The sequence below is a fragment of the Bacillus sp. F2HM genome (assembly GCF_019266135.1).
GTDB lineage: Bacteria > Bacillota > Bacilli > Bacillales > Bacillaceae > Bacillus > Bacillus safensis.
Genome location: NZ_LRMO01000001.1, coordinates 118861 through 138276 on the forward strand (window position 1 = coordinate 118861; position 19416 = coordinate 138276).

At 43.6% G+C, this 19416-nt stretch carries 18 protein-coding genes; 4 read left to right on the top strand and 14 right to left on the bottom strand.

All coding sequences use genetic code 11. The annotated features are described in order from the left end of the window. Window positions 1-80: 80 nt before the first annotated feature. The 6 genes from rho to AWT60_RS00615 form a co-directional block, all read right to left on the bottom strand. Window positions 81-1364 carry a transcription termination factor Rho gene (gene rho / locus AWT60_RS00590; protein WP_008354975.1) on the bottom strand — a complete coding sequence of 428 codons (1284 nt, stop codon included), beginning with the start codon at window positions 1362-1364 and terminating at the stop codon, window positions 81-83. Between the two features lie 366 nt (window positions 1365-1730). Further along, window positions 1731-2696 (bottom strand): class II fructose-bisphosphatase, encoded by a 966-nt coding sequence (gene glpX, locus AWT60_RS00595; RefSeq protein WP_012011567.1) that lies wholly within the window; start codon window positions 2694-2696, stop codon window positions 1731-1733. A gap of 32 nt (window positions 2697-2728) precedes the next feature. Continuing rightward, entirely contained in the window at window positions 2729-4018 is a 1290-nt protein-coding gene (locus tag AWT60_RS00600) for a UDP-N-acetylglucosamine 1-carboxyvinyltransferase (RefSeq protein WP_024423746.1), read from the bottom strand. A 247-nt stretch (window positions 4019-4265) separates the two neighbouring features. After that, the gene (gene fsa / locus AWT60_RS00605) at window positions 4266-4904 is read right to left on the bottom strand and encodes a fructose-6-phosphate aldolase (RefSeq protein WP_003215343.1); all 639 of its coding nucleotides are present in this window, start codon (window positions 4902-4904) and stop codon (window positions 4266-4268) included. 112 nt (window positions 4905-5016) lie between these two features. Beyond that, window positions 5017-5874, bottom strand: a complete 858-nt coding sequence (locus AWT60_RS00610; RefSeq protein WP_024423748.1) for a class II fructose-bisphosphate aldolase — start codon at window positions 5872-5874, stop codon at window positions 5017-5019. A 178-nt stretch (window positions 5875-6052) separates the two neighbouring features. Beyond that, window positions 6053-6427 carry a response regulator gene (locus AWT60_RS00615; RefSeq protein WP_003214681.1) on the bottom strand — a complete coding sequence of 125 codons (375 nt, stop codon included), beginning with the start codon at window positions 6425-6427 and terminating at the stop codon, window positions 6053-6055. A gap of 180 nt (window positions 6428-6607) precedes the next feature. Here AWT60_RS00615 and AWT60_RS00620 point away from each other — a divergent pair, with 180 nt between their 5' ends. Then, entirely contained in the window at window positions 6608-7138 is a 531-nt protein-coding gene (locus tag AWT60_RS00620) for a DUF2529 domain-containing protein (RefSeq protein WP_202738518.1), read from the top strand. 40 nt (window positions 7139-7178) lie between these two features. Here AWT60_RS00620 and AWT60_RS00625 read toward each other — a convergent pair whose 3' ends face one another. From AWT60_RS00625 to AWT60_RS00660, 8 genes are all read right to left on the bottom strand, one after another. Further along, window positions 7179-8786: a CTP synthase gene (locus tag AWT60_RS00625; RefSeq protein ID WP_087976048.1), complete on the bottom strand. Its 1608-nt coding sequence runs from the start codon at window positions 8784-8786 to the stop codon at window positions 7179-7181. Window positions 8787-9025: 239 nt separating this feature from the next. Then, a complete protein-coding gene (gene rpoE / locus AWT60_RS00630) occupies window positions 9026-9565 on the bottom strand; it encodes a DNA-directed RNA polymerase subunit delta (protein ID WP_034281231.1) in 540 nt (179 codons plus the stop codon). A gap of 216 nt (window positions 9566-9781) precedes the next feature. Next, a complete protein-coding gene (locus AWT60_RS00635; protein ID WP_080769525.1) occupies window positions 9782-9979 on the bottom strand; it encodes a hypothetical protein in 198 nt (65 codons plus the stop codon). A 146-nt stretch (window positions 9980-10125) separates the two neighbouring features. Continuing rightward, a complete protein-coding gene (locus tag AWT60_RS00640; RefSeq protein ID WP_076840480.1) occupies window positions 10126-11268 on the bottom strand; it encodes an acyl-CoA dehydrogenase in 1143 nt (380 codons plus the stop codon). A 16-nt stretch (window positions 11269-11284) separates the two neighbouring features. After that, window positions 11285-12397, bottom strand: a complete 1113-nt coding sequence (locus AWT60_RS00645) for an acyl-CoA dehydrogenase family protein (protein ID WP_056765553.1) — start codon at window positions 12395-12397, stop codon at window positions 11285-11287. A gap of 11 nt (window positions 12398-12408) precedes the next feature. Beyond that, the gene (locus tag AWT60_RS00650) at window positions 12409-13272 is read right to left on the bottom strand and encodes a 3-hydroxybutyryl-CoA dehydrogenase (protein WP_076840481.1); all 864 of its coding nucleotides are present in this window, start codon (window positions 13270-13272) and stop codon (window positions 12409-12411) included. After that, entirely contained in the window at window positions 13272-14465 is a 1194-nt protein-coding gene (locus AWT60_RS00655) for an acetyl-CoA C-acetyltransferase (protein ID WP_076840482.1), read from the bottom strand. The genes AWT60_RS00650 and AWT60_RS00655 overlap by 1 nt, the downstream gene beginning before the upstream one ends. A 103-nt stretch (window positions 14466-14568) precedes the next feature. Beyond that, complete coding sequence (locus tag AWT60_RS00660) at window positions 14569-16680, bottom strand: heterodisulfide reductase-related iron-sulfur binding cluster (protein ID WP_076840483.1); 2112 nt, start codon at window positions 16678-16680, stop codon at window positions 14569-14571. 143 nt (window positions 16681-16823) lie between these two features. Here AWT60_RS00660 and cls point away from each other — a divergent pair, with 143 nt between their 5' ends. The 3 genes from cls (at window position 16824) to AWT60_RS00675 (ending at window position 19323) form a co-directional block, all read left to right on the top strand. Beyond that, window positions 16824-18020 (top strand): cardiolipin synthase, encoded by a 1197-nt coding sequence (gene cls / locus AWT60_RS00665; protein WP_041108186.1) that lies wholly within the window; start codon window positions 16824-16826, stop codon window positions 18018-18020. Window positions 18021-18032: 12 nt separating this feature from the next. Then, on the top strand, window positions 18033-18995 hold the full coding sequence (gene uvsE / locus AWT60_RS00670; RefSeq protein ID WP_218676728.1) for a UV DNA damage repair endonuclease UvsE: 963 nt from the start codon (window positions 18033-18035) through the stop codon (window positions 18993-18995). A 73-nt stretch (window positions 18996-19068) separates the two neighbouring features. Next, window positions 19069-19323 (top strand): hypothetical protein, encoded by a 255-nt coding sequence (locus AWT60_RS00675; RefSeq protein ID WP_041108190.1) that lies wholly within the window; start codon window positions 19069-19071, stop codon window positions 19321-19323. Window positions 19324-19416: the final 93 nt, after the last annotated feature.

Here is a 19416-nt window from a genome sequence, read left to right on the forward strand (position 1 = left end):
TCAGAAATAAATTCTGAAACGCACATGATAAAATTATAACAGTGTGAGTCTATGATTGCAAATGTATTTTTTCAGGAAAGCTATCTTCTTGATGCAGACATATTGGCTTGTTTCCATTCTTGCGTTAAAATATCGAAAAATTCTTGGTTTGTCTTTGTTTTTCTCATTTTGCGCATGAACTTCTCAGCGAAGTCAGGTGTATCTGACATCGATTTTCTCATCGCCCATAGACGATCAAGATGCTCTTTTGGCACAAGCAGTTCTTCTTTTCTCGTACCAGAACGGCGAATGTCGATCGCAGGGAAAATTCTTCTTTCGGCCAAAGAACGGTCCAAATGAAGCTCCATGTTTCCAGTTCCTTTAAACTCTTCATAAATCACGTCATCCATACGTGATCCTGTATCAACAAGTGCAGTGGCTAAAATCGTCAAGCTTCCGCCTTCTTCAATGTTACGCGCAGCACCAAAGAAGCGTTTTGGACGATGGAAAGCCGCCGGATCAATACCGCCTGAAAGCGTTCGGCCGCTTGGCGGAATCACAAGGTTGTATGCACGAGCAAGTCTTGTGATGCTGTCCATTAAGATGATGACATCCTTTTTATGTTCAACAAGACGCATCGCACGCTCTAAGACAAGCTCTGCTACTTTAATGTGGTTTTCCGGTACTTCGTCAAAGGTTGAACTAACAACATCCCCTGCAACAGAACGTTCGATATCTGTTACTTCTTCTGGACGTTCGTCAATCAAAAGGACAATCAGCTCTGCCTCTGGGTGATTTTCAGAGATGCTGTTGGCAATTTCTTTAAGCAAAATGGTTTTCCCAGCCTTAGGCGGTGCAACGATTAAACCACGCTGTCCAAATCCAACTGGCGCCATCATGTCCATAATTCTAGTAGACAGGTGATTAGGCTGTGTTTCAAGAATCATTTGACGGTCAGGAAATAGCGGTGTGAGAGCAGGAAAGTGAACACGTTCCTTTGCTGATTCTGGGTCGTCCCCATTTACCGCTTCTACATGAAGGAGGCCATAGTAGCGTTCATTCTCTTTTGGAGGTCTTACCTTTCCAGACACTTTATCTCCATTTCGTAAATCAAAGCGTCTGATTTGTGAAGCTGAAATATAAATGTCTTCAGAACTTGGTGAGTAGTTAATCGGTCTTAAGAAACCAAATCCCTCAGACTGAATAATTTCAAGAACCCCTTCCATAAATAAGAGATCCTCTTGCTCAGCGTTCGCCTTTAAGATGGCAAAAATTAATTCTTTTTTTGTTAGTTTGCTGTAATAAGAGATTTTGTATCGCTTTGCTAACTCATACAGCTCTTTTAATTTCATATTTTCCAAAGATGAAATCGATACATCTTTCAATATGGACACCACACTTTTCTAGTCAATGTATTTCTTTACAAATGCATGACCATTGTATTTGATTAGCTTTTAATTCCGTTGTTGTTGGAATGACCTCGCTCTGATGGTAACGCTCCCACTCGTTTTATCGTGAAAGATAGGAACAATGTGAAATAGAGCTTTGTCAACATAGAGAAGGATAATGAGTATATCGTCATGATGCGGCAGTATTTAAACTTTGTTGAAGCTTAAAAGAAGTAAATTCGCAGAAAATTTCGCAGCACTCTTTAGTTTTACCTCATTTGCAGAGAATATTCAACTTTTAAAAGAAAATGATATACATTTGACACCTATATGAAAAGCGGGTAATGAATACCCGCTTTCAGATTACGGACGAATGACAAGATTCGGTTTTTTCTTTAAGCTGTGTCTGCCGTCTACGAAACGAACCGTACCTGATTTCGCACGCATGACAACACTATGTGTTGTTCCCACAGAGCCTTTGAATTGAACACCTTTAAGTAATTCGCCGTCCGTTACACCTGTCGCTGCAAAAATGGCGTCATCTCCTTTTACGAGATCTTCCATTCTGAGGACTTTCCCAACATCCAGCCCCATTTTCTCACAGCGTCTTAGTTCTTCTTCACTTTGAGGAAGAAGCTTACCATGAATTTCACCACCAAGTGCCTTTAACGCAACAGCAGAAAGGACACCCTCAGGCGCTCCGCCTGAACCAAATAGAATATCAACACCTGTGTGATCAAATGCTGTATTAATGGCTCCTGCAACGTCACCATCGTCGATCAGTTTAATTCTTGCTCCTGCTTCTCTCAGCTCAGCAATAATTTTCTCATGTCGATCTCTGTTTAAAATCGTTGCAACCACATCTTCAATATCTTTGTTTTTTGCTTTTGCAACAGCGCGAAGATTATCAATGACAGGCGCTTCAATGTCGATGCAGCCTACCGCTTCTGGACCTACTGCGATCTTATCCATGTACATATCAGGTGCATTCAGCAGGTTGCCATGATCTGCAACTGCAATGACAGCTAAGGCATTCCAGCCGCCGCTTGCCACAATGTTTGTTCCTTCTAATGGATCAACAGCGACATCCACGCGAGGTCCATATCCGTTCCCAAGCTTTTCCCCAATATAAAGCATTGGTGCTTCGTCCATTTCTCCTTCGCCAATGACCACTGTTCCCTTCATCGGAATGGTGTCAAATACATCACGCATTGCACTTGTTGCAGCATCATCCGCTTCGTCTTTTAATCCTCTTCCCATCCAACGGGCAGATTTTAATGCAGCTGCTTCTGTCACCCGTACTAGTTCCATCGATAAACTTCTTTCCATTTTTGTCCAAATCTCCTCTCACAGTCAAAGCCTTATGAATTTTGAAGTTCTTCTATTTCTTGGTCATTCAGCTTTTCACGCCAGATGGTTGCACCCAAGCCTTCAAGCTTCTTCTCAAGCAAACTATATCCTCTGTCTATATGTTCAAGCCCTGTGATTTCGGTCACACCGTCTGCCATTAACCCTGCGACAACAAGACAAGCGCCTGCACGCAGATCACTTGCTTTGACCTTTGCTCCTTGGAGCTGCGTTTGTCCGGTAATAATAGCAGATCTTCCTTCGACCTTCATGTTTGCACCCATTCGACGCAATTCGTCAATGTGCTTAAAGCGGGCTGAGTAGATCGTATCTGTGACCACACTCGTGCCTTTCGCTTTTGTTAACAGCGCCGTCATCGGCTGCTGAAGATCAGTCGGAAAGCCCGGATACACAAGGGTTTTGATATCGACAGGCTTGAGTCCTTCGTTTCTGCCAACGATCAGCATCTGATCGTTGCTCGTTTCAATGGTGAACCCCATTTCTCTAAGTTTCGCCGTAATTGATTCTAAATGAGTTGGGATCACATTATCAAGTACAACTTCATCTCCCATCGCTGCACCAGCTATTAAAAATGTTCCTGCTTCGATGCGGTCAGGGATGATCGAATGCTTACAGCCATGAAGAGATTCTACACCTTCGATTCGAATGACATCGGTACCCGCACCTTTGATTTTGGCTCCCATGCTTGCAAGCAGTGTTGCTACATCAATAATTTCGGGTTCCTTTGCAGCATTTTCAATCACGGTTTTTCCTTCAGCCAGTACGGCTGCCAGCATGATGTTGATCGTCGCACCTACACTGACAACATCAAGATAAATCCGGGCTCCGACTAATTTTTCAGCGCGCAAATAAATCGCACCCTGCTCGTTTGTCACCTCGGCTCCAAGTGCTTCAAAGCCTTTGATATGCTGATCGATCGGCCTAGGTCCTAAGTGGCATCCTCCTGGCAGTCCGATGACAGCCTGCTTAAATCTGCCCAGCATGGCGCCCATTAAATAATAGGATGCACGGAGTTTCTTCACTTTTCCATTAGGAAGCGGCATACTGATCATGGAAACAGGATTAACAACCATTTCACCTTTTTCAAAAGTGACCTTTCCGCCAATTTCTTCTAACAGATCCCGTAATGTGTCGATATCTGATATATGCGGAAGGCCTTCAATGGTTACTGGAGAATCAGCGAGAATCGTGGCAGGAATCAGTGCCACAGCACTATTTTTCGCACCACTAATATGTACGGTCCCGCGCAAGGGATCACCGCCGGCAATGTTTAACTTTTCCATATTTGTCTCCCTTCTTAAAGAAGATCACTGTTGGAGTTATACTGTTTGTGGATGTCGCGCTTTAAAAGGTCTTGTCCAAAATTTAGCCAATATCAAGAGAAAGAATACAGGTTAAACGAAATTTGTCGGAAGAAAAATAATCGAAGCTTTGCGAGGCTGTGATGTTCTCTTCTTTGCACAAAACATTTCTTAGCGTTTATAAGGAAAACTGCGGCAAACGAGAGACGATCCCGCCTGCCACAATCATTTATTTATTCCAGTCTGCTAAAAATTGCTCAATGCCTGCATCCGTTAATGGGTGTTTCGTCAGCTGCTTGATGACTTTCAGCGGCATTGTGCCGATATGAGCACCTCTAAGCGCAGCTTCTGTCACATGCTGCGGATGACGAATAGATGCAGCAATGATTTGTGTATCTAATCCATGAACATCAAAAATAGTTTTCACTTCGCTGATGAGATCAAGTCCATTTTGGCCAATGTCATCTAAGCGGCCAAGGAATGGAGAAACATACGTCGCACCAGCTCTAGCTGCAAGAAGTGCCTGGTTTGCACTAAAAATCAAAGTGACGTTTGTTTTAATTCCAAGGTCTGTTAACGCTTTGACAGCTTTAAGACCATCTGTTGTCATTGGAATTTTAACCGTGATATTTGGTGCAATAGCAGCAAGCTCTTTTCCTTCTTCAATCATTTCTTCAGCTTTGAGGGAAATGACTTCTGCACTGACAGAACCTGATACCACGTCAGTGATTTCGCGAAGACGGTCGTGAAATGATACGTCCTTTTCTTTCGCTACTAAACTAGGGTTTGTTGTGACGCCTGCTAAAATGCCAAGCTCGTGCGCCTCTTTGATGTCTGCGATATTCGCTGTATCTACGAAAAATAACATAATCGTGCCACTCTCCTATCAATAAATTGTCTGAAATGTAAATTTTGATTGCGCTTTCTCAAGATATGGAGAAAACCGCCTGTGACTCAGGCGGCTTTCGGTTCTCATCAAATTATGCTTGGTTAGAAGAACCAAATTCACGCATTTTGCCGATAACAGTCGCTTTAATTGCGTCACGAGCTGGTCCAAGATATTTACGTGGATCATACTCTTCTGTTTTTGCAGCAAGTGTTTCGCGTACTGCTTTCGCAGAAGCAATTTGGTTTTCAGTGTTTACATTGATTTTTGCTGTACCAAGTGAAATTGCACGCTTGATGTCAGCAGTTGGGATACCTGTTCCGCCGTGAAGAACAAGTGGAAGACCAGTCGTTTTACCAATTTCTTCCATTTCAGCGAAACCAAGGTTTGGTTCACCTTTGTATGGACCATGTACTGAACCTAATGCAGGTGCAAGGCAGTCAATACCAGTGCGTTCTACAAGCTCTTGGCACTCTTTTGGATCAGCATAAATAACGCCCTCAGCGATGACGTCATCTTCTTGCCCACCAACAGTTCCAAGTTCAGCTTCTACAGACACACCATGGAAATGTGCAAGTTCAACGACTTTCGCAGTTGTTTCCACATTCTCATCGAATGGGTGGTGAGAAGCATCGATCATGACAGAAGTAAATCCTGCATGAATCGCTTTTGCACAAGATTCAAAGCTTGAACCGTGATCTAAATGAATCGCAACAGGAACTGTTACATTATATTCTTCGATTAACGCTTTAACCATTGCGACAACTGTTTTGAAGCCGCCCATGTAGCGTCCTGCTCCTTCAGATACTCCTAAGATAACAGGAGATTTCTCTTCTTCAGCAGCTTGTAAAATCGCTTGCGTGAATTCTAAGTTATTTAAGTTAAACTGTCCAACAGCGTAACCTTTTTCCTTTGCGTCTTTCAACATTTCTGTCATTGAAACTAAAGGCATGATGAAAAATCCTCCCTATGTAGCTAATTTGCTTGCTAAAAAAAGCTCTCCACCCTAGCATGACCAGAATTTCTCGCCATATGTAAACTTTCAAAGTCAGATCGCTTTCTTCTTCTTTTCTAGAATACCAATTATTCGACAAATCGGCAACAGAATGACTCGATTCAATCATTTCCATCTAGCCATTTGTTTCAAGCGGCAGGTATTCTTTAACAGCATCTCGGATTTCATCAATATCAAAAGGCTTAGCGAAGTGCGTCAATGCACCGAGTTCTTTGGATTCTTGGATCATATCTAATTCTCCATAGGCTGTCATAATGATGACACGAATGTCTTCATCAATTAATTTCATTCGTTTTAAAATTTCAATACCATCCATTCCGGGAATTTTCATATCAAGCAGGACAAGGTTCGGTCTATGGTTTTTCACAATATCTAATGCCTGAAGTCCATTGGCAGCTTGAAAGGTTTGATAGCCTTCTTTATGAAACACTTCATTCAATAATATTCTAATACCGTACTGATCATCGACAATTAAAATTTTCTCATTCATCTGTTACACCCCATTGCTTTCATTTTTCGCCATAAAAAGAGCTGTTGTTAAATAATTCTGTTTGATTTTCACATTTCCTTTAATTATAATAGTTTACTTTACGACATTTTCTGAGCATTTTTCCTAATATTCTCTTTATATTCTATTATAAAATGATCTGACCGAAGGAGGAAATCAGTCTTGTTAAAAATTTTTACGACCCAGTTATCAGGTATTTTTTCACGTATTGGAGAAAAGCAGGCTGAAGCGATTGAGGATGGTGCACGCCTTCTTGCACAGGCTGTGGTCAGTGGACATGCCGTTTATTTTCACGGAAAGAATGAACTGGCTGCTGTCGCCCTAGAGGCATCTGAAAGCAAGGAGCCATTTCCCGGTGCGAAGGTACTGCCGCTCGATCAAAAGGAGCGCAGCTTACTTCATCCAAGTGACAGGGTGCTGCTATTTTATTCAGACCCAGAAGATCCAGAAATTCAATCTCTTGCAAAAGAACTGCACGAACAAGGTACGCCCGTTGTTGGTGTAGGGCCGGCACAAAAGGAGCCGTCTACGATTGAAGAGCATTGTGATGTCCACATTGATTTCCAGCTCAAGAAACCGCTTGTGCCTGCTGAAGATGGGACAAGGTTTGGTTATCCTGCTTTAATGACCTGCTTATACGTCTACCACGCTCTATCGTTTACTGTGAAGGAAATCGTCGAGGAATATGAATAAAAAAACTGCCGAGAAGTGATATTCTCGGCAGTTTTTTGTTTTATTTTGATTCAGATGCTTGAAGTGAAGCACCAACGAAATCTCTAAATAATGGCTGTGGTCTTGTCGGTCTTGAAACGAATTCTGGGTGGAACTGAGAAGCAAGGAACCAAGGGTGATCCTTCAGCTCGATAATTTCAACAAGACGTCCATCTGGGCTTGTACCAGAGAAGACAAAGCCTGCTGCTTCCATTTGCTGTCTGTATTCGTTATTGAACTCGTAACGATGACGGTGGCGTTCGTAGACCACTTCGTCATTGTATGCAGCAAATGCTTTTGAGTCTTCATTTAATTTACAAGGGTATAGACCGAGACGAAGTGTTCCGCCTAGATCATCTACATCCTTCTGTTCTGGAAGAAGGTCAATGATTGGGAATGCTGTTTCAGGATCAATTTCCGCTGAATGAGCTCCCTCAAGGCCTAATACGTTTCTCGCGTATTCGATAGATGCCACTTGCATTCCTAAGCAGATTCCGAAGAATGGCACTTTGTTTTCACGGGCATATTGTGTAGCAATGATTTTCCCTTCTACTCCGCGGTCTCCGAAGCCTCCAGGAACAATAATGCCGTCCACATCTTGTACGAAATCAGCGATATTCCCTGCTGTCACTTCTTCTGCATTGATCCATTTAATCTGAACATCTGCATCAAACGCATAACCAGCATGACGAAGTGATTCAACGACAGAAATATAAGCATCTTGCAGCTCAACATACTTCCCTACAAGACCAATTGTGACTTGTTTCGAAAGGTTTTGCACTTTATCAACAAGCGCTGTCCACTCCGTCATGTCCGCATCTTGGCAGTCAAGTTTCATATGTTCACATACTAGCTTGTCCAGCCCTTGTTTTTGTAAATCAAGCGGAATGGAGTATAGCGTGTCTGCATCCTGACATTCGATAACAGCTTTTGTATCAATATCACAAAATAGCGCAATTTTGTCCTTCATATCTTGCGTCATTGGCATTTCCGTTCTGACCACGATGACGTTTGGCTGAATACCAAGACTGCGAAGTTCTTTTACACTATGCTGTGTTGGTTTTGTTTTCAATTCACCCGCTGCACGGATGTAAGGAACAAGGGTACAATGAATGTACATCACGTTTTCACGGCCGATGTCACTCTTCATTTGACGAATGGCTTCAAGGAATGGAAGGGATTCGATATCTCCTACTGTTCCGCCGATTTCTGTAATGACCACATCTGCACCCGTTTCTTTTCCGGCACGGTACACGCGGTCTTTGATTTCATTCGTAATGTGGGGAATGACCTGTACTGTTCCACCTAAGTAATCACCGCGGCGCTCTTTCTTCAGAACAGTAGAGTAGATTTTACCAGTTGTGACGTTGCTGTACTTATTTAAGTTAATATCAATGAAACGCTCGTAGTGACCTAAGTCAAGGTCTGTTTCAGCGCCATCATCTGTGACAAAAACCTCACCGTGCTGGTATGGACTCATTGTCCCTGGGTCTACGTTGATGTATGGATCGAATTTTTGAATGGTGACATCCATCCCTCTATTTTTCAGAAGGCGGCCTAACGATGCAGCCGTGATTCCTTTTCCAAGTGAGGAAACAACTCCTCCTGTTACAAAAATATACTTTGTCATTTCGTATGCTCCTCTCTTTTTTACCCTTGCATGTCTACACATGCACAGCTTCATCCTTTTTAGAGTGTATCCCTAAATCTCTTGAAAAATAAGAAAGCTCCCTTTCAAATAAATGAAAGGGAGCGTAAATGAACGTATCTTTACGTACTCTTTTTTAGAGAGCCCAAAATACATACTACATAGTTCGCTCTCGAAAGTCAAGACGGTTTTGTCCTGTTTTGAAGACCGGTTTGAGAGGGTTATTTGTCTTCCTCATCATCGTCTAAATCGTCTTCATCAATCTCCGTTAAGCCGTCATCATCTTCATCGTCATCTTCGTCGAAGTCTTCAAGATCTTCTTCAATTTCTTCATCATCGTCTAGGTCGAGATCATCGTCGTCTTCAACAAGATCAAGGTCTTCTTCAAGCTCGTCGATTTCTTCTTCCTCTTCGATCTCATCGAAGTCGTCTTCAACGACAGCTGCTTTTGATTTTTTCTTTTTCGCTTTTGTTTTCACAGCTGGCTGAACTTCTTCTTCGATTTGATCAACTGGATACCAGCTGCGAAGTCCCCATCTCTGATCACCTAACGAAATAAAGCGGCCATCTATATTTAAGTCTGTATAAAATTGAGCAAGTCGATCATCAAGATCGGATTTTTGTATTCCTTGCAAACGGATAATTTCATCTATTAACTCGGAAAACGTAATTGGTGTTTTGCTGTCTCTGAAAATTTCATAAGCAAGTTCAACTAAAGACATTTGTTTGAGCTGTTCCTGTGAGTATTCTTTCAAACTCAAGGTCAGACACTCCCTTTCTATTACATGTATGTATCCATTTATCAGTGAAATAATAAGTATTTATACCTTATTCTTACGACAAACCATACCTCTCATTATAAACAAATTAGGGGAGTTTATGCCACCTTTATTGATGTTAATTTTTGATTTTTCTCACGGGGAGCACCTAGAGTGTGTACGGCATGCTTTTTGTCGTTCAGTTTTTTCTCGTCTGTTTTAAAATTGGATGTTCTGAATGAATGAGACAACGATAGGAATCGTGAATAACATTCCAGCAGACATGAGTACGATTAGTTTTCTGCGGCTGTTTTCTTTTTCTTCCTGCTTCTTTGGAGATTTCGAAAGCTCCGCGGACACCATGATCCAGATCACCATCGTGACGATTGCCAAAATGCCCATAATTGTTGAGTTCATCATCATAACCTCCATATTGATATTTTCCCTAATTTTAACATAACACGCTGGTGATATGGATGAACATTGACAATGCGCTTACATTTGAAAACTGCATGACGAACGAAAACAGACCACCTCACGTTCAGGCGGTCTTTGCTTGTTTTCTACATATCTAGCAGTTTCCTTGAGATGACCAGGCGCTGGATTTCCTGAGTTCCTTCATAAATTTGAGTGATTTTCGCATCACGCATGTATCGTTCGACTGGGTAATCCTTTGTGTAGCCGTATCCGCCGAAGATTTGAACCGCTTCTGTCGTCACCTTCATCGCTGTATCACCGGCAAAGAGCTTGGACATGGCTGATTCCTTTCCATACGGGAGGCCTTTTGTTTCGAGCCATGCCGCCTGGTAAGTAAGCAGCCTTGATGCTTCAATCGCTGTTGCCATATCAGCCAGCTTAAAGGCGATCCCTTGCTGCTGAATGATTGGTTTGCCAAATTGTTTACGCTCCTTGGCATAATCAACCGCCGCATCAAGAGCGCCTTGCGCAATCCCAACCGCCTGTGCAGCAATGCCGTTTCTGCCGCCATCGAGTGTCATCATGGCTATTTTGAACCCTTCTCCTTCTTGACCGAGCCGGTTCCTTTCATGAATTCGGCAATCTTCAAATCGAATTTCAGTTGTTGGCGAAGAACGTATGCCCAGTTTGCTTTCCTTTTTGCCAACGGAAAAACCAGGTGTCTCTTTTTCTACAATAAAAGCAGTTGTATTTCGAGACGAAGCTTCTTGGTCTGTTACGGCAAACACAATATAATAATCTGCAATGCCTCCATTTGTAATAAAAATTTTCGCCCCGTTCAGGACATATTCACTGCCTGCCTTGACGGCCGTTGTCTTCATCCCGCCTGCATCTGAACCAGAACCGCTCTCAGTGAGCGCATATGCTCCTATCTTCTGCCCTTCTGCAAGCGGCTTTAAGTAGTTCTCTTTTTGTTCCTTTGTTCCAAATGTATAGATTGGCCATGAAGCAAGAGATGTATGAGCGGACAGGGTGACACCTGTAGAGGCGCACACTCTTGAAAGCTCCTCAACTGCTATGACGTAGGCTAAATAGTCACTGCCGATTCCGCCCACGTCTTCCGGCCAAGGAATACCTGTTAAACCGAGCTCCGCCATTTTGCGAAAAATAGATGGATCATATGTCTCTGTTTCGTCTCGATCTGCTGCTGTTGGCTCCACTTCATTTTTCGCAAAGTCTCTCACCATTTTTTGAATCATTTCATGTTCATCACTTAATTGGAACTGCATCGTGAGCCACCTCGTTTCATATTAGCTGTTTACAGATGACCAGCCTTTGAATTTCACTTGTTCCTTCATAGATTTCACAAATTTTCGCATCACGAAAGTAACGTTCTGCTTGATAGCGATTCGTATAACCATCCATGCCTAGCAAATGGATCGCTTCTGTACTGATCTCCACCGCCGTTTTTGACGCAAATAGCTTTGCCATTGATGCTTCCTTTGTGACCGGTCGATTTGCCTCTTTGAAAGAAGCCGCTTGATAGACAAGCAGTTTGGCCGCCTCAAGCTTCGCCGCCAAATCGCCCAGTCGAATGGTCGTTTCAAGACCTGCTGGATGCTGCTTTAAATAGACCACTGCCTCGGTTAAAGCGGCTTCTGCAATGCCAAGGCTTTGAGCCGCAATTCCGATTCTCCCTGCATTTAGGCTGGACATGGCAATTTGAAAACCCTCTCCTTCTGCACCGAGCAGCTGATCTTTTGGAATCCGCACGCCATCAAAATGAAGCGTGACTGTTTTTGAACCGTGCAGTCCCATCTTTTTCTCATCTTTTCCAATCGTAAATCCCGGCGTATCTTTCTCGACAATGAACGCCGATATATTTTTTCTCGCAGAAGCCGGATTGGTCACTGCGAAAACAAGATACAGTTCTGCTTCCCCACCGCTTGTGATAAAGATTTTCGTCCCATTTAATACATAATCGCCGCCCATCCGCTCTGCTCTTAACTGAATACTGGAGGCATCTGATCCGGCCTTTGGTTCAGTCAGACAAAAGGCGCCCAGCTTCTCCCCGGATGCAAGCGGCGGCACATAAGTTTCTTTTTGTTCCTTCGTTCCAAAAGTCAAAATAGGCATCGTCACAACAGATGTATGAACGGACACAATGACACCGATGGTCGCACTCACTTTCGATAATTCATGGATTGCGATGATATACGTTGTAAAATCTGCTCCTAAGCCTTGATACGAAGCTGGTATTGGAATCCCAAGATAGCCTTGCCGTCCCATTTCACTTAAAAGGTTTTTTGGAAACCGGCCTTGTTCCATGGCTTCTACTTCAGGGAATATACGCTGGCGTGCAAATTCTGCTGTCTGTTCTCTCCAGAGACGCTGTTGATCCGTAAGCAAAACATCCATCTTGACTCCCCCTATAAGTGGTCGTGGTATGTGTAAAAACCTCTCTTTGTCTTTTTGCCCAGCCAGCCTGCATTCACGTATTTTTTCAAAAGAGGACAAGGTCGATATTTGCTGTCTCCAAGTCCCTCGTGAAGGGTATTCATAATAAATAAACATGTATCCAGTCCGATGAAATCAGCTAGACGAAGCGGCCCCATTGGATGATTCATCCCAAGTGTCATCACGCCATCAATACTTTCTGCATCTGCTACGCCTTCATATAAGGTGTAAATGGCTTCATTGATCATTGGCATCAATATGCGATTTGATACAAACCCTGGGAAATCTTCCACTTCAATTGGGGTTTTGTTTAATGTCTTCGCTGTTTCATAAACAACTTGATATGTGTCATCACTTGTTTGCAGCGCTCGAATGACTTCAACCAGTTTCATGACAGGAACCGGATTCATAAAATGCATGCCAATCACTTTCTCCGGTCTGCTCGTCACAGCTGCTAATTCTGTGATCGACAAGGAAGACGTGTTTGTCGCAAATATGGCCTCAGCCTCTGCAAATTGATCAAGTGTTTCAAAGATTTGTTTTTTCACACTCATTTGTTCTGATGCGGCTTCTATGACTAAATGAGCCTGCTTGACGTCTTTTAAATCTGTGGAAACGGCAAGCCGCTGCGTGATATCTCGGACTGCCTGATGTGCCAGCTTTCCTTTTTCTGCCCGCTTCGTCAGTTGTTTGGTCATGGAGGAAATCGCTCGATGAATCTGCTTTTCTGATACATCATGGAGCAGGACTGTATAGCCTGACTGAGCAAACACTTGGGCAATGCCTGATCCCATTTGACCAGCCCCAACGACCATAACGGTCTCTTCTATACTCATCAATAAACGCCTCCCTTTTCATCTACCTTTATCATGATGGCATCTCCTTGACCGCCTCCGCTGCAAATCGCCGCAATGCCAATGCCTCCACCTCTTTGTCTTAATGCATGAATCAATGTCAATATCACGCGTGTTCCGCTTGCCCCAATCGGATGACCGAGTGCGACAGCCCCCCCGTTGATATTCATTTTCCGCCGGTCGATCCCGGTTATTTTTTCACATGCCAAAGCCACAGCTGAAAAGGCCTCATTGATTTCAAACAAATCAATATCCTCTAGGCGCTTTCCTGTTTTCTTTAAAAGCTTCTCGATAGCAAAGGCTGGTGTTTTCGGAAAATCCTTCGCCTCTACAGCAACCTGAGCATGACCGAGAACGACTGCCATTGGCTTTACGTCATGCCGTGCAGCATACGTGTCTTTCATTAAAAGGAGCGCACTTGCACCATCATTGACACCTGGTGCATTTCCAGCGGTGATGGTACCCTTCTGATCAAAAACAGGCATGAGCTTTGACAGCCGTTCATATGACGTATCACGCCGCGGAGACTCATCTTCTGTGATCAGCCGTTCTCCCGTTTTTATTTTGACGGTGACGGGGGTGATTTCATGCTCAAAAAAGCCGTTTTTTTGCGCTTCGATGGCCCGTTCATGACTTCTGAGTGCCCACAGATCCTGCTCTTCGCGCGTGATGCCGAGCTCCTTTGCAGCCATACTTCCATACTCACCCATATGAACGCCTGTAAACGAACAGGTTAACCCATCTAAAATCATCGCATCTTGTACTGCACCATCTCCCATTTTGTAGCCCCATCGCGCTTTTTTTAGCACATAAGGAGCGTGAGACATAGATTCCATACCGCCCGCTGCGATGACCTCAGCATCTCCGGCTCGAATGATTTGATCTGCTGCAGTCACACTGCGCATTCCGGATGCACAGACTTTATTGATGGTTTGTGTTGGAACAGACCAAGGAAGATCAGCATATCTTGCTGCTTGCCTTGAAGCAATCTGCCCTTGCCCTCCTTGTAACACACATCCCATAATGACCTCATCTATTTCATGAGAACCCGAAACTCTTTCCAGTGCAGCCTTGATCGCTATACCGCCTAGTTCTGCGGCAGTCAAACCACTGAGAGCACCGCCTAGTTTTCCAAATGGTGTTCTTGCTCCAGATACAATGACCGTCGAACTCATGTATGCCCCTCCCCGTTTGTTACCGCTTACATATGATTTAGGCAGCTGATGAAACAGCGCCATGGATAAGCCGATGAACATCCTATTCATCGGCCAGTCATGTTTACGACACCTGCTTTCCAGGCTCACCAAACACTGATTTTTCAAGAAGTTCGGCGACATCAAATGTGCCTACCTGCTCCTCTACTTCCTTCGCCTTCGTCCCATCTCCCAGCATCGTTAAGCAATAAGGACACCCTGAGCTGATGATGGACGGCTGGACCTGTAACGCCTGCTCCGTTCGTGCAGTGTTAATCCGGGTACCCGTCTCTTCTTCCATCCACATTAAGCCCCCGCCTGCACCGCAGCACATACCAGTTTCACGGTTGCGCTCCATTTCTTTCAGCGTCACACCAGGAATGGCTTTTAAAATGTCTCTTGGCGGGTCGTACACTTCGTTATATCTGCCTAAGTAACAAGAGTCGTGGAAAGTAATCACTTCGTTCACTTCATGTACAGGTGTTATTTTCCCTTCTTTCACTAACTCTGCCAGTAATTCTGTATGATGATAAACTTCTGCCTCAAGTCCGAAGTCTGGATATTCATTTTTAAATAAGTTATAGGCGTGTGGATCAATCGTGACGATCTTTGTGACGCCGTTTTTCTGGAATTCTTCAATGTTTTTTGCAGCAAGCTCTTGGAATAAAAATTCGTTTCCAAGTCTTCTTGGCGTATCGCCTGAGTTCTTCTCTTTATTGCCTAGGATGGCAAAGGAGACCCCAGCTTCATTGAGGAGCTTTGCAAAGGCAAGCGCAATCTTTTGGCTACGATTGTCATAAGCCCCCATTGAACCAACCCAGAATAAATAATCAAAGGTTTGCTCTGCTTTTTTCAGCTCTTTCACTGTCGGCACATGCACATCTTCTCTCAGTTCACGCCAATTTTCTCTTTCTTTTCGGTTCAGCCCCCACGGGTTCCCTTGGCGCTCAATGCTTGTCATGGCACGCTGTGCATCTGCGTCCATTTTTCCTTCAGTCAAGACAAGATATCTGCGCATATCAATAATCTTATCAACGTGTTCATTCATGACAGGGCATTGGTCTTCACAGTTTCGGCACGTCGTACATGCCCAGATTTCTTCTTCTGTAATGACCTCTCCAATAAGAGAAGGATGATATATAGAGCTGGCAGCCGACTCTTCCGCACCTGCTCCTCTGGCCTGCAGTGCCAGCTGGTTTCCTGTTGTCTGCTTGAAGGCAAGCTGCGGGACCCAAGGTGTCTTTGATGTAATAGCGGCCCCTTTATTGGTTAAATGATCTCTTAACCTTAATATCAAATCCATCGGAGACAGCATCTTCCCTGTCCCTGTTGCCGGGCACATATTCGTGCAGCGCCCGCATTCCACACAGGCGTAAAGATCGATGAGCTGAGACTGACGGAAGTCTTCAATTTTTCCCACACCGAAGGTCTCTTGTGACTCATCTTCAAAATCGATTTTTTGCAGCTTGCCTGGCGGGTCTAATCTGCTGACAAATACGTTCACAGGCCCTGCAATCAGATGGGCGTGCTTTGACTGCGGAACATATACTAAGAATGTCAGCAAAATAAGAAGATGCACCCACCATGCGGCATAAAAAACAATCGCAGCCGCAAGAGGTGAAATTCCGCCCAGCAAGAAAGCAATACCAGAAGCGATTGGCTCAGTTGGTGATAGAGAGTGTCCATGCCAGATCATGTTCATGCCGTTCCCAAGTAAGACTGTCAGCATTAAGCCGCCAATAAATAAAAGCACTAGACCCGATTTGAAGCCTCGTTTTAAACGGACAAGCTTCTCCACGTATCTTCTATGGAACGCCCATACAACGGCCACTAAAATGAGAAGTGTGACCACCTCTTGGAAAAACGTAAAGACGCCGTACACCGGACCTAAAGGAAGCCCGCTGTCTGGAATAAGCCCCTTCAGAATAAAATCAAGGGCTCCGAACTGTACGAGGATAAATCCATAGAAAAACAGCACATGAATGATGCCGCTCTTCTTGTCCTTTAACAGCTTCTTTTGCCCAAATACATTGACCCAAACACGCTCTAAGCGTTTCTTCATGTCTTGTTGAAACTCTTCTTTTTTACCAAGACGAATATACGCCGCTCGTGTTCGAATGAGATAAACAAACAAATACACTGCGTAAGCGGTCACCGCCGCAAATGCGATCAAGTTGATGATTAAAAGGCTATTCATCTTGCTCCCCCTTTCATTCCCCAAAACCCACTTTGTTCCGTTTCCATGTTGTACCTCTATCATAAATAATGAATGAGTATTCAGTCAATATTTTTTACACGTTTGGGTACACTATTGAAATATGCAAAAAAGGAGGAAGTTTCATGATCGCATTGATCATCCTACTCGTACTCATTGCCATCGTTTTGCTCGTGATGTTAGACCTTTATATGGGAAGGAAATATTTTTCTACTCACGCATTTGAACGGTCTTTTGACCAAACAAGCGGCGATGCCGTCTTTTATCATGATGGCGAACCATTTTTCGATCAGCTGCTTACCGATATACAGCAGGCCTCTTCTTCTATTCATATGATGTTCTTTATTGTAAAGAACGACAAGATTGGTCAAAGGGTCTTACAAGCATTGAAAGCCAAAGCGGAGCAAGGAGTTTCCGTCTTTTTGCTGACCGACCGATTGGGCTCCTATCCGTTTGATCAAAAGGCGATTGACATGCTAGAAAGAAGCGGCATTCAATTTTACTTTTTAAATAAGCCTCGTTTTCCTTTTTTGATTTACCGTTTAAACATGAGAAATCACCGTAAAATCACGGTAATTGATGGGAAAATTGGCTATATTGGCGGATTTAATATAGGTGATGAATATGTTGGGAAGAAAGGCCGGTTTGGCATTTGGAAGGATTATCATTTGCGGATGACTGGACAGGTTGTCGCAGATCTCCAGCATGTGTTTCTGAATGATTTGTACCGTTCGTCTGGCATTCATCAGCTGCAATATGAGGTTTTCCCTGCATTGGAACCGGGAACATTACAATGCACAACACGCGCGACTGCCGGCTTTTCTTTAGAAGCTTTATTTCTTAAAGATATTCAGCAGGCGAAGAAACAGATCATCATCTGTACGCCTTATTTTATTCCATCTTCCCCTCTTCTGAAGGCGCTGCTTGATGCACGAAAGCGCGGCGTCACAGTTGAAATCATCATTCCAATGAAAGCGGATCATCCACTTGTCAAAGAGGCTGGCTTTCATTATTTGAAGGACCTCATTGCCTCTGGATGCCTTGTTTATCGTTTTTATAAAGGATTTTATCATTCGAAAGCCATTTTGATTGATCGCAGCCGCTGTATGATCAGCACTGCGAATTTTGATAAACGCAGTTTGTTTTTAAACGAAGAAGTAGATGTGGCCATTGATGATCCCGACTTTACTGCACACGTAGAGGAAAAGATTCGGGAGCATATGGAGGTATCTGAAATCCTGACAGAAGAAACATTGTCAAAGCGCCCGCTTTTCACACGGCCGCTTGAGTGGGTTGCCGCCATGTTCTCGTATTTTTTATAAAGGAGATGACCTATGCGTTATCGATTTGGTTATGTATCCAATGCCGTCACCTTGTGGGAAGCTTCTCCTGCCAAGTCGCTGACCTTTGCTAGATACAGCAAGCTCGCTAAGGAAGAAAGAAAGGAGGCTTTATTGCGAACAACAAAAGCCAATCTCGTGAATACATTAAGAACGCTTTATTTCGCCATTGCTCATGATATCCCGCTTTACCGTTTTTCAAGCTCGATCGTCCCGCTCGCGACCCATCCCGAGGTGCGCTGGGACTTTGTGACACCTTTTCGCAAAGAATTTCTTGAGATAGGCAAGCTGGTGAAACGGCACGGCTTACGGGTGAGCTTTCACCCCAATCAATTTACCTTGTTTACTAGTCCAAAACCTTCGATAACTGAAAATGCCGTCATCGATATGACGTACCATTATCAGATGCTTGAGGCGATGAAGCTCGAAAAGGAAGGCTACATGAACATTCATGTAGGCGGGGCGTACGGCGATAAAGAATCGGCTCTTCAACGCTTTGATGAAAATATCAAACAGCTTCCGGCTCATATCAAGGCGAGAATGACACTTGAGAACGATGACAAAACATATACGTCGCTGGAAACGCTTAGTGTATGTGAAAAGCATGAGATTCCGTTTGTTTTTGATTACCATCATCACGTGGCAAATAAAGATGATGATGCCGCACTCGATGACATCCTGCCAAGAATGTTCAACACTTGGACAAACACTGACATTCCGCCCAAAATCCATTTGTCTTCACCTAAATCAGAAAAAGCCATACGCAGTCATGCAGATGGAGTAGATATGAACTTTGTCTTACCGCTTTTTCAAACATTAAAACCGTATGGTCGTGATGTAGATTTCATGATTGAAGCAAAATTAAAGGATCAGGCTCTGCTCCGTCTAGTCGAAGAACTGTCTGCGATAAGGGGCAATCGGCGGACGGGCGGAGGAACCATTGAGTGGAAATCATAGAGAAAGGTTTACCTTTATGCAAATGAGGGTAACAAAGCTATTGTGAGAAAGTAATTAACAGGAGGATATGAAGATGTCTCAAATTTATTCAATCCGAATCGCTGCAAAAGCGTTGAATTTACATAAGCTTATTTCTCTTTATGAAAAGTGCCAGCAGGCTCAGCATCGTATATATGTGTATTCTAAAAAAACAATGTGCAACATTAAGAACATCGTAGAGCTTGAAACCTTCAGGCTCACTCATTTAGAATCTGATTACTTAATTGTCGTAGAGGGGAAAAAAGCGCAAGATCTCCTTCAGCCGTTTGAAAAAGAGACGGTTTCATAAAGAAGAGCAGCCGCGGGCTGCTCTTTCAAATTGATTGACAAAGGGCTAAAATGATGTTGATTTTAGCCCTTTGTCTTCTTTTCAGCGTGATAG

Excerpts from the sequence above, each read along its gene's own strand:
- glpX (WP_012011567.1), bottom strand. The coding sequence starts at position 2,696 with ATGGAAAGAAGTTTATCGATGGAACTAGTACGGGTGACAGAAGCAGCT.
- AWT60_RS00600 (WP_024423746.1), bottom strand. The coding sequence starts at position 4,018 with ATGGAAAAGTTAAACATTGCCGGCGGTGATCCCTTGCGCGGGACCGTA.
- fsa (WP_003215343.1), bottom strand. The coding sequence starts at position 4,904 with ATGTTATTTTTCGTAGATACAGCGAATATCGCAGACATCAAAGAGGCG.
- AWT60_RS00610 (WP_024423748.1), bottom strand. The coding sequence starts at position 5,874 with ATGCCTTTAGTTTCAATGACAGAAATGTTGAAAGACGCAAAGGAAAAA.
- AWT60_RS00615 (WP_003214681.1), bottom strand. The coding sequence starts at position 6,427 with ATGAATGAGAAAATTTTAATTGTCGATGATCAGTACGGTATTAGAATA.
- AWT60_RS00625 (WP_087976048.1), bottom strand. The coding sequence starts at position 8,786 with ATGACAAAGTATATTTTTGTAACAGGAGGAGTTGTTTCCTCACTTGGA.
- AWT60_RS00635 (WP_080769525.1), bottom strand. The coding sequence starts at position 9,979 with ATGAACTCAACAATTATGGGCATTTTGGCAATCGTCACGATGGTGATC.
- AWT60_RS00640 (WP_076840480.1), bottom strand. The coding sequence starts at position 11,268 with ATGCAGTTCCAATTAAGTGATGAACATGAAATGATTCAAAAAATGGTG.
- AWT60_RS00645 (WP_056765553.1), bottom strand. The coding sequence starts at position 12,397 with ATGGATGTTTTGCTTACGGATCAACAGCGTCTCTGGAGAGAACAGACA.
- AWT60_RS00650 (WP_076840481.1), bottom strand. The coding sequence starts at position 13,272 with ATGAGTATAGAAGAGACCGTTATGGTCGTTGGGGCTGGTCAAATGGGA.
- AWT60_RS00655 (WP_076840482.1), bottom strand. The coding sequence starts at position 14,465 with ATGAGTTCGACGGTCATTGTATCTGGAGCAAGAACACCATTTGGAAAA.
- AWT60_RS00660 (WP_076840483.1), bottom strand. The coding sequence starts at position 16,680 with ATGAATAGCCTTTTAATCATCAACTTGATCGCATTTGCGGCGGTGACC.
- cls (WP_041108186.1), top strand. The coding sequence starts at position 16,824 with ATGATCGCATTGATCATCCTACTCGTACTCATTGCCATCGTTTTGCTC.
- uvsE (WP_218676728.1), top strand. The coding sequence starts at position 18,033 with ATGCGTTATCGATTTGGTTATGTATCCAATGCCGTCACCTTGTGGGAA.
- AWT60_RS00675 (WP_041108190.1), top strand. The coding sequence starts at position 19,069 with ATGTCTCAAATTTATTCAATCCGAATCGCTGCAAAAGCGTTGAATTTA.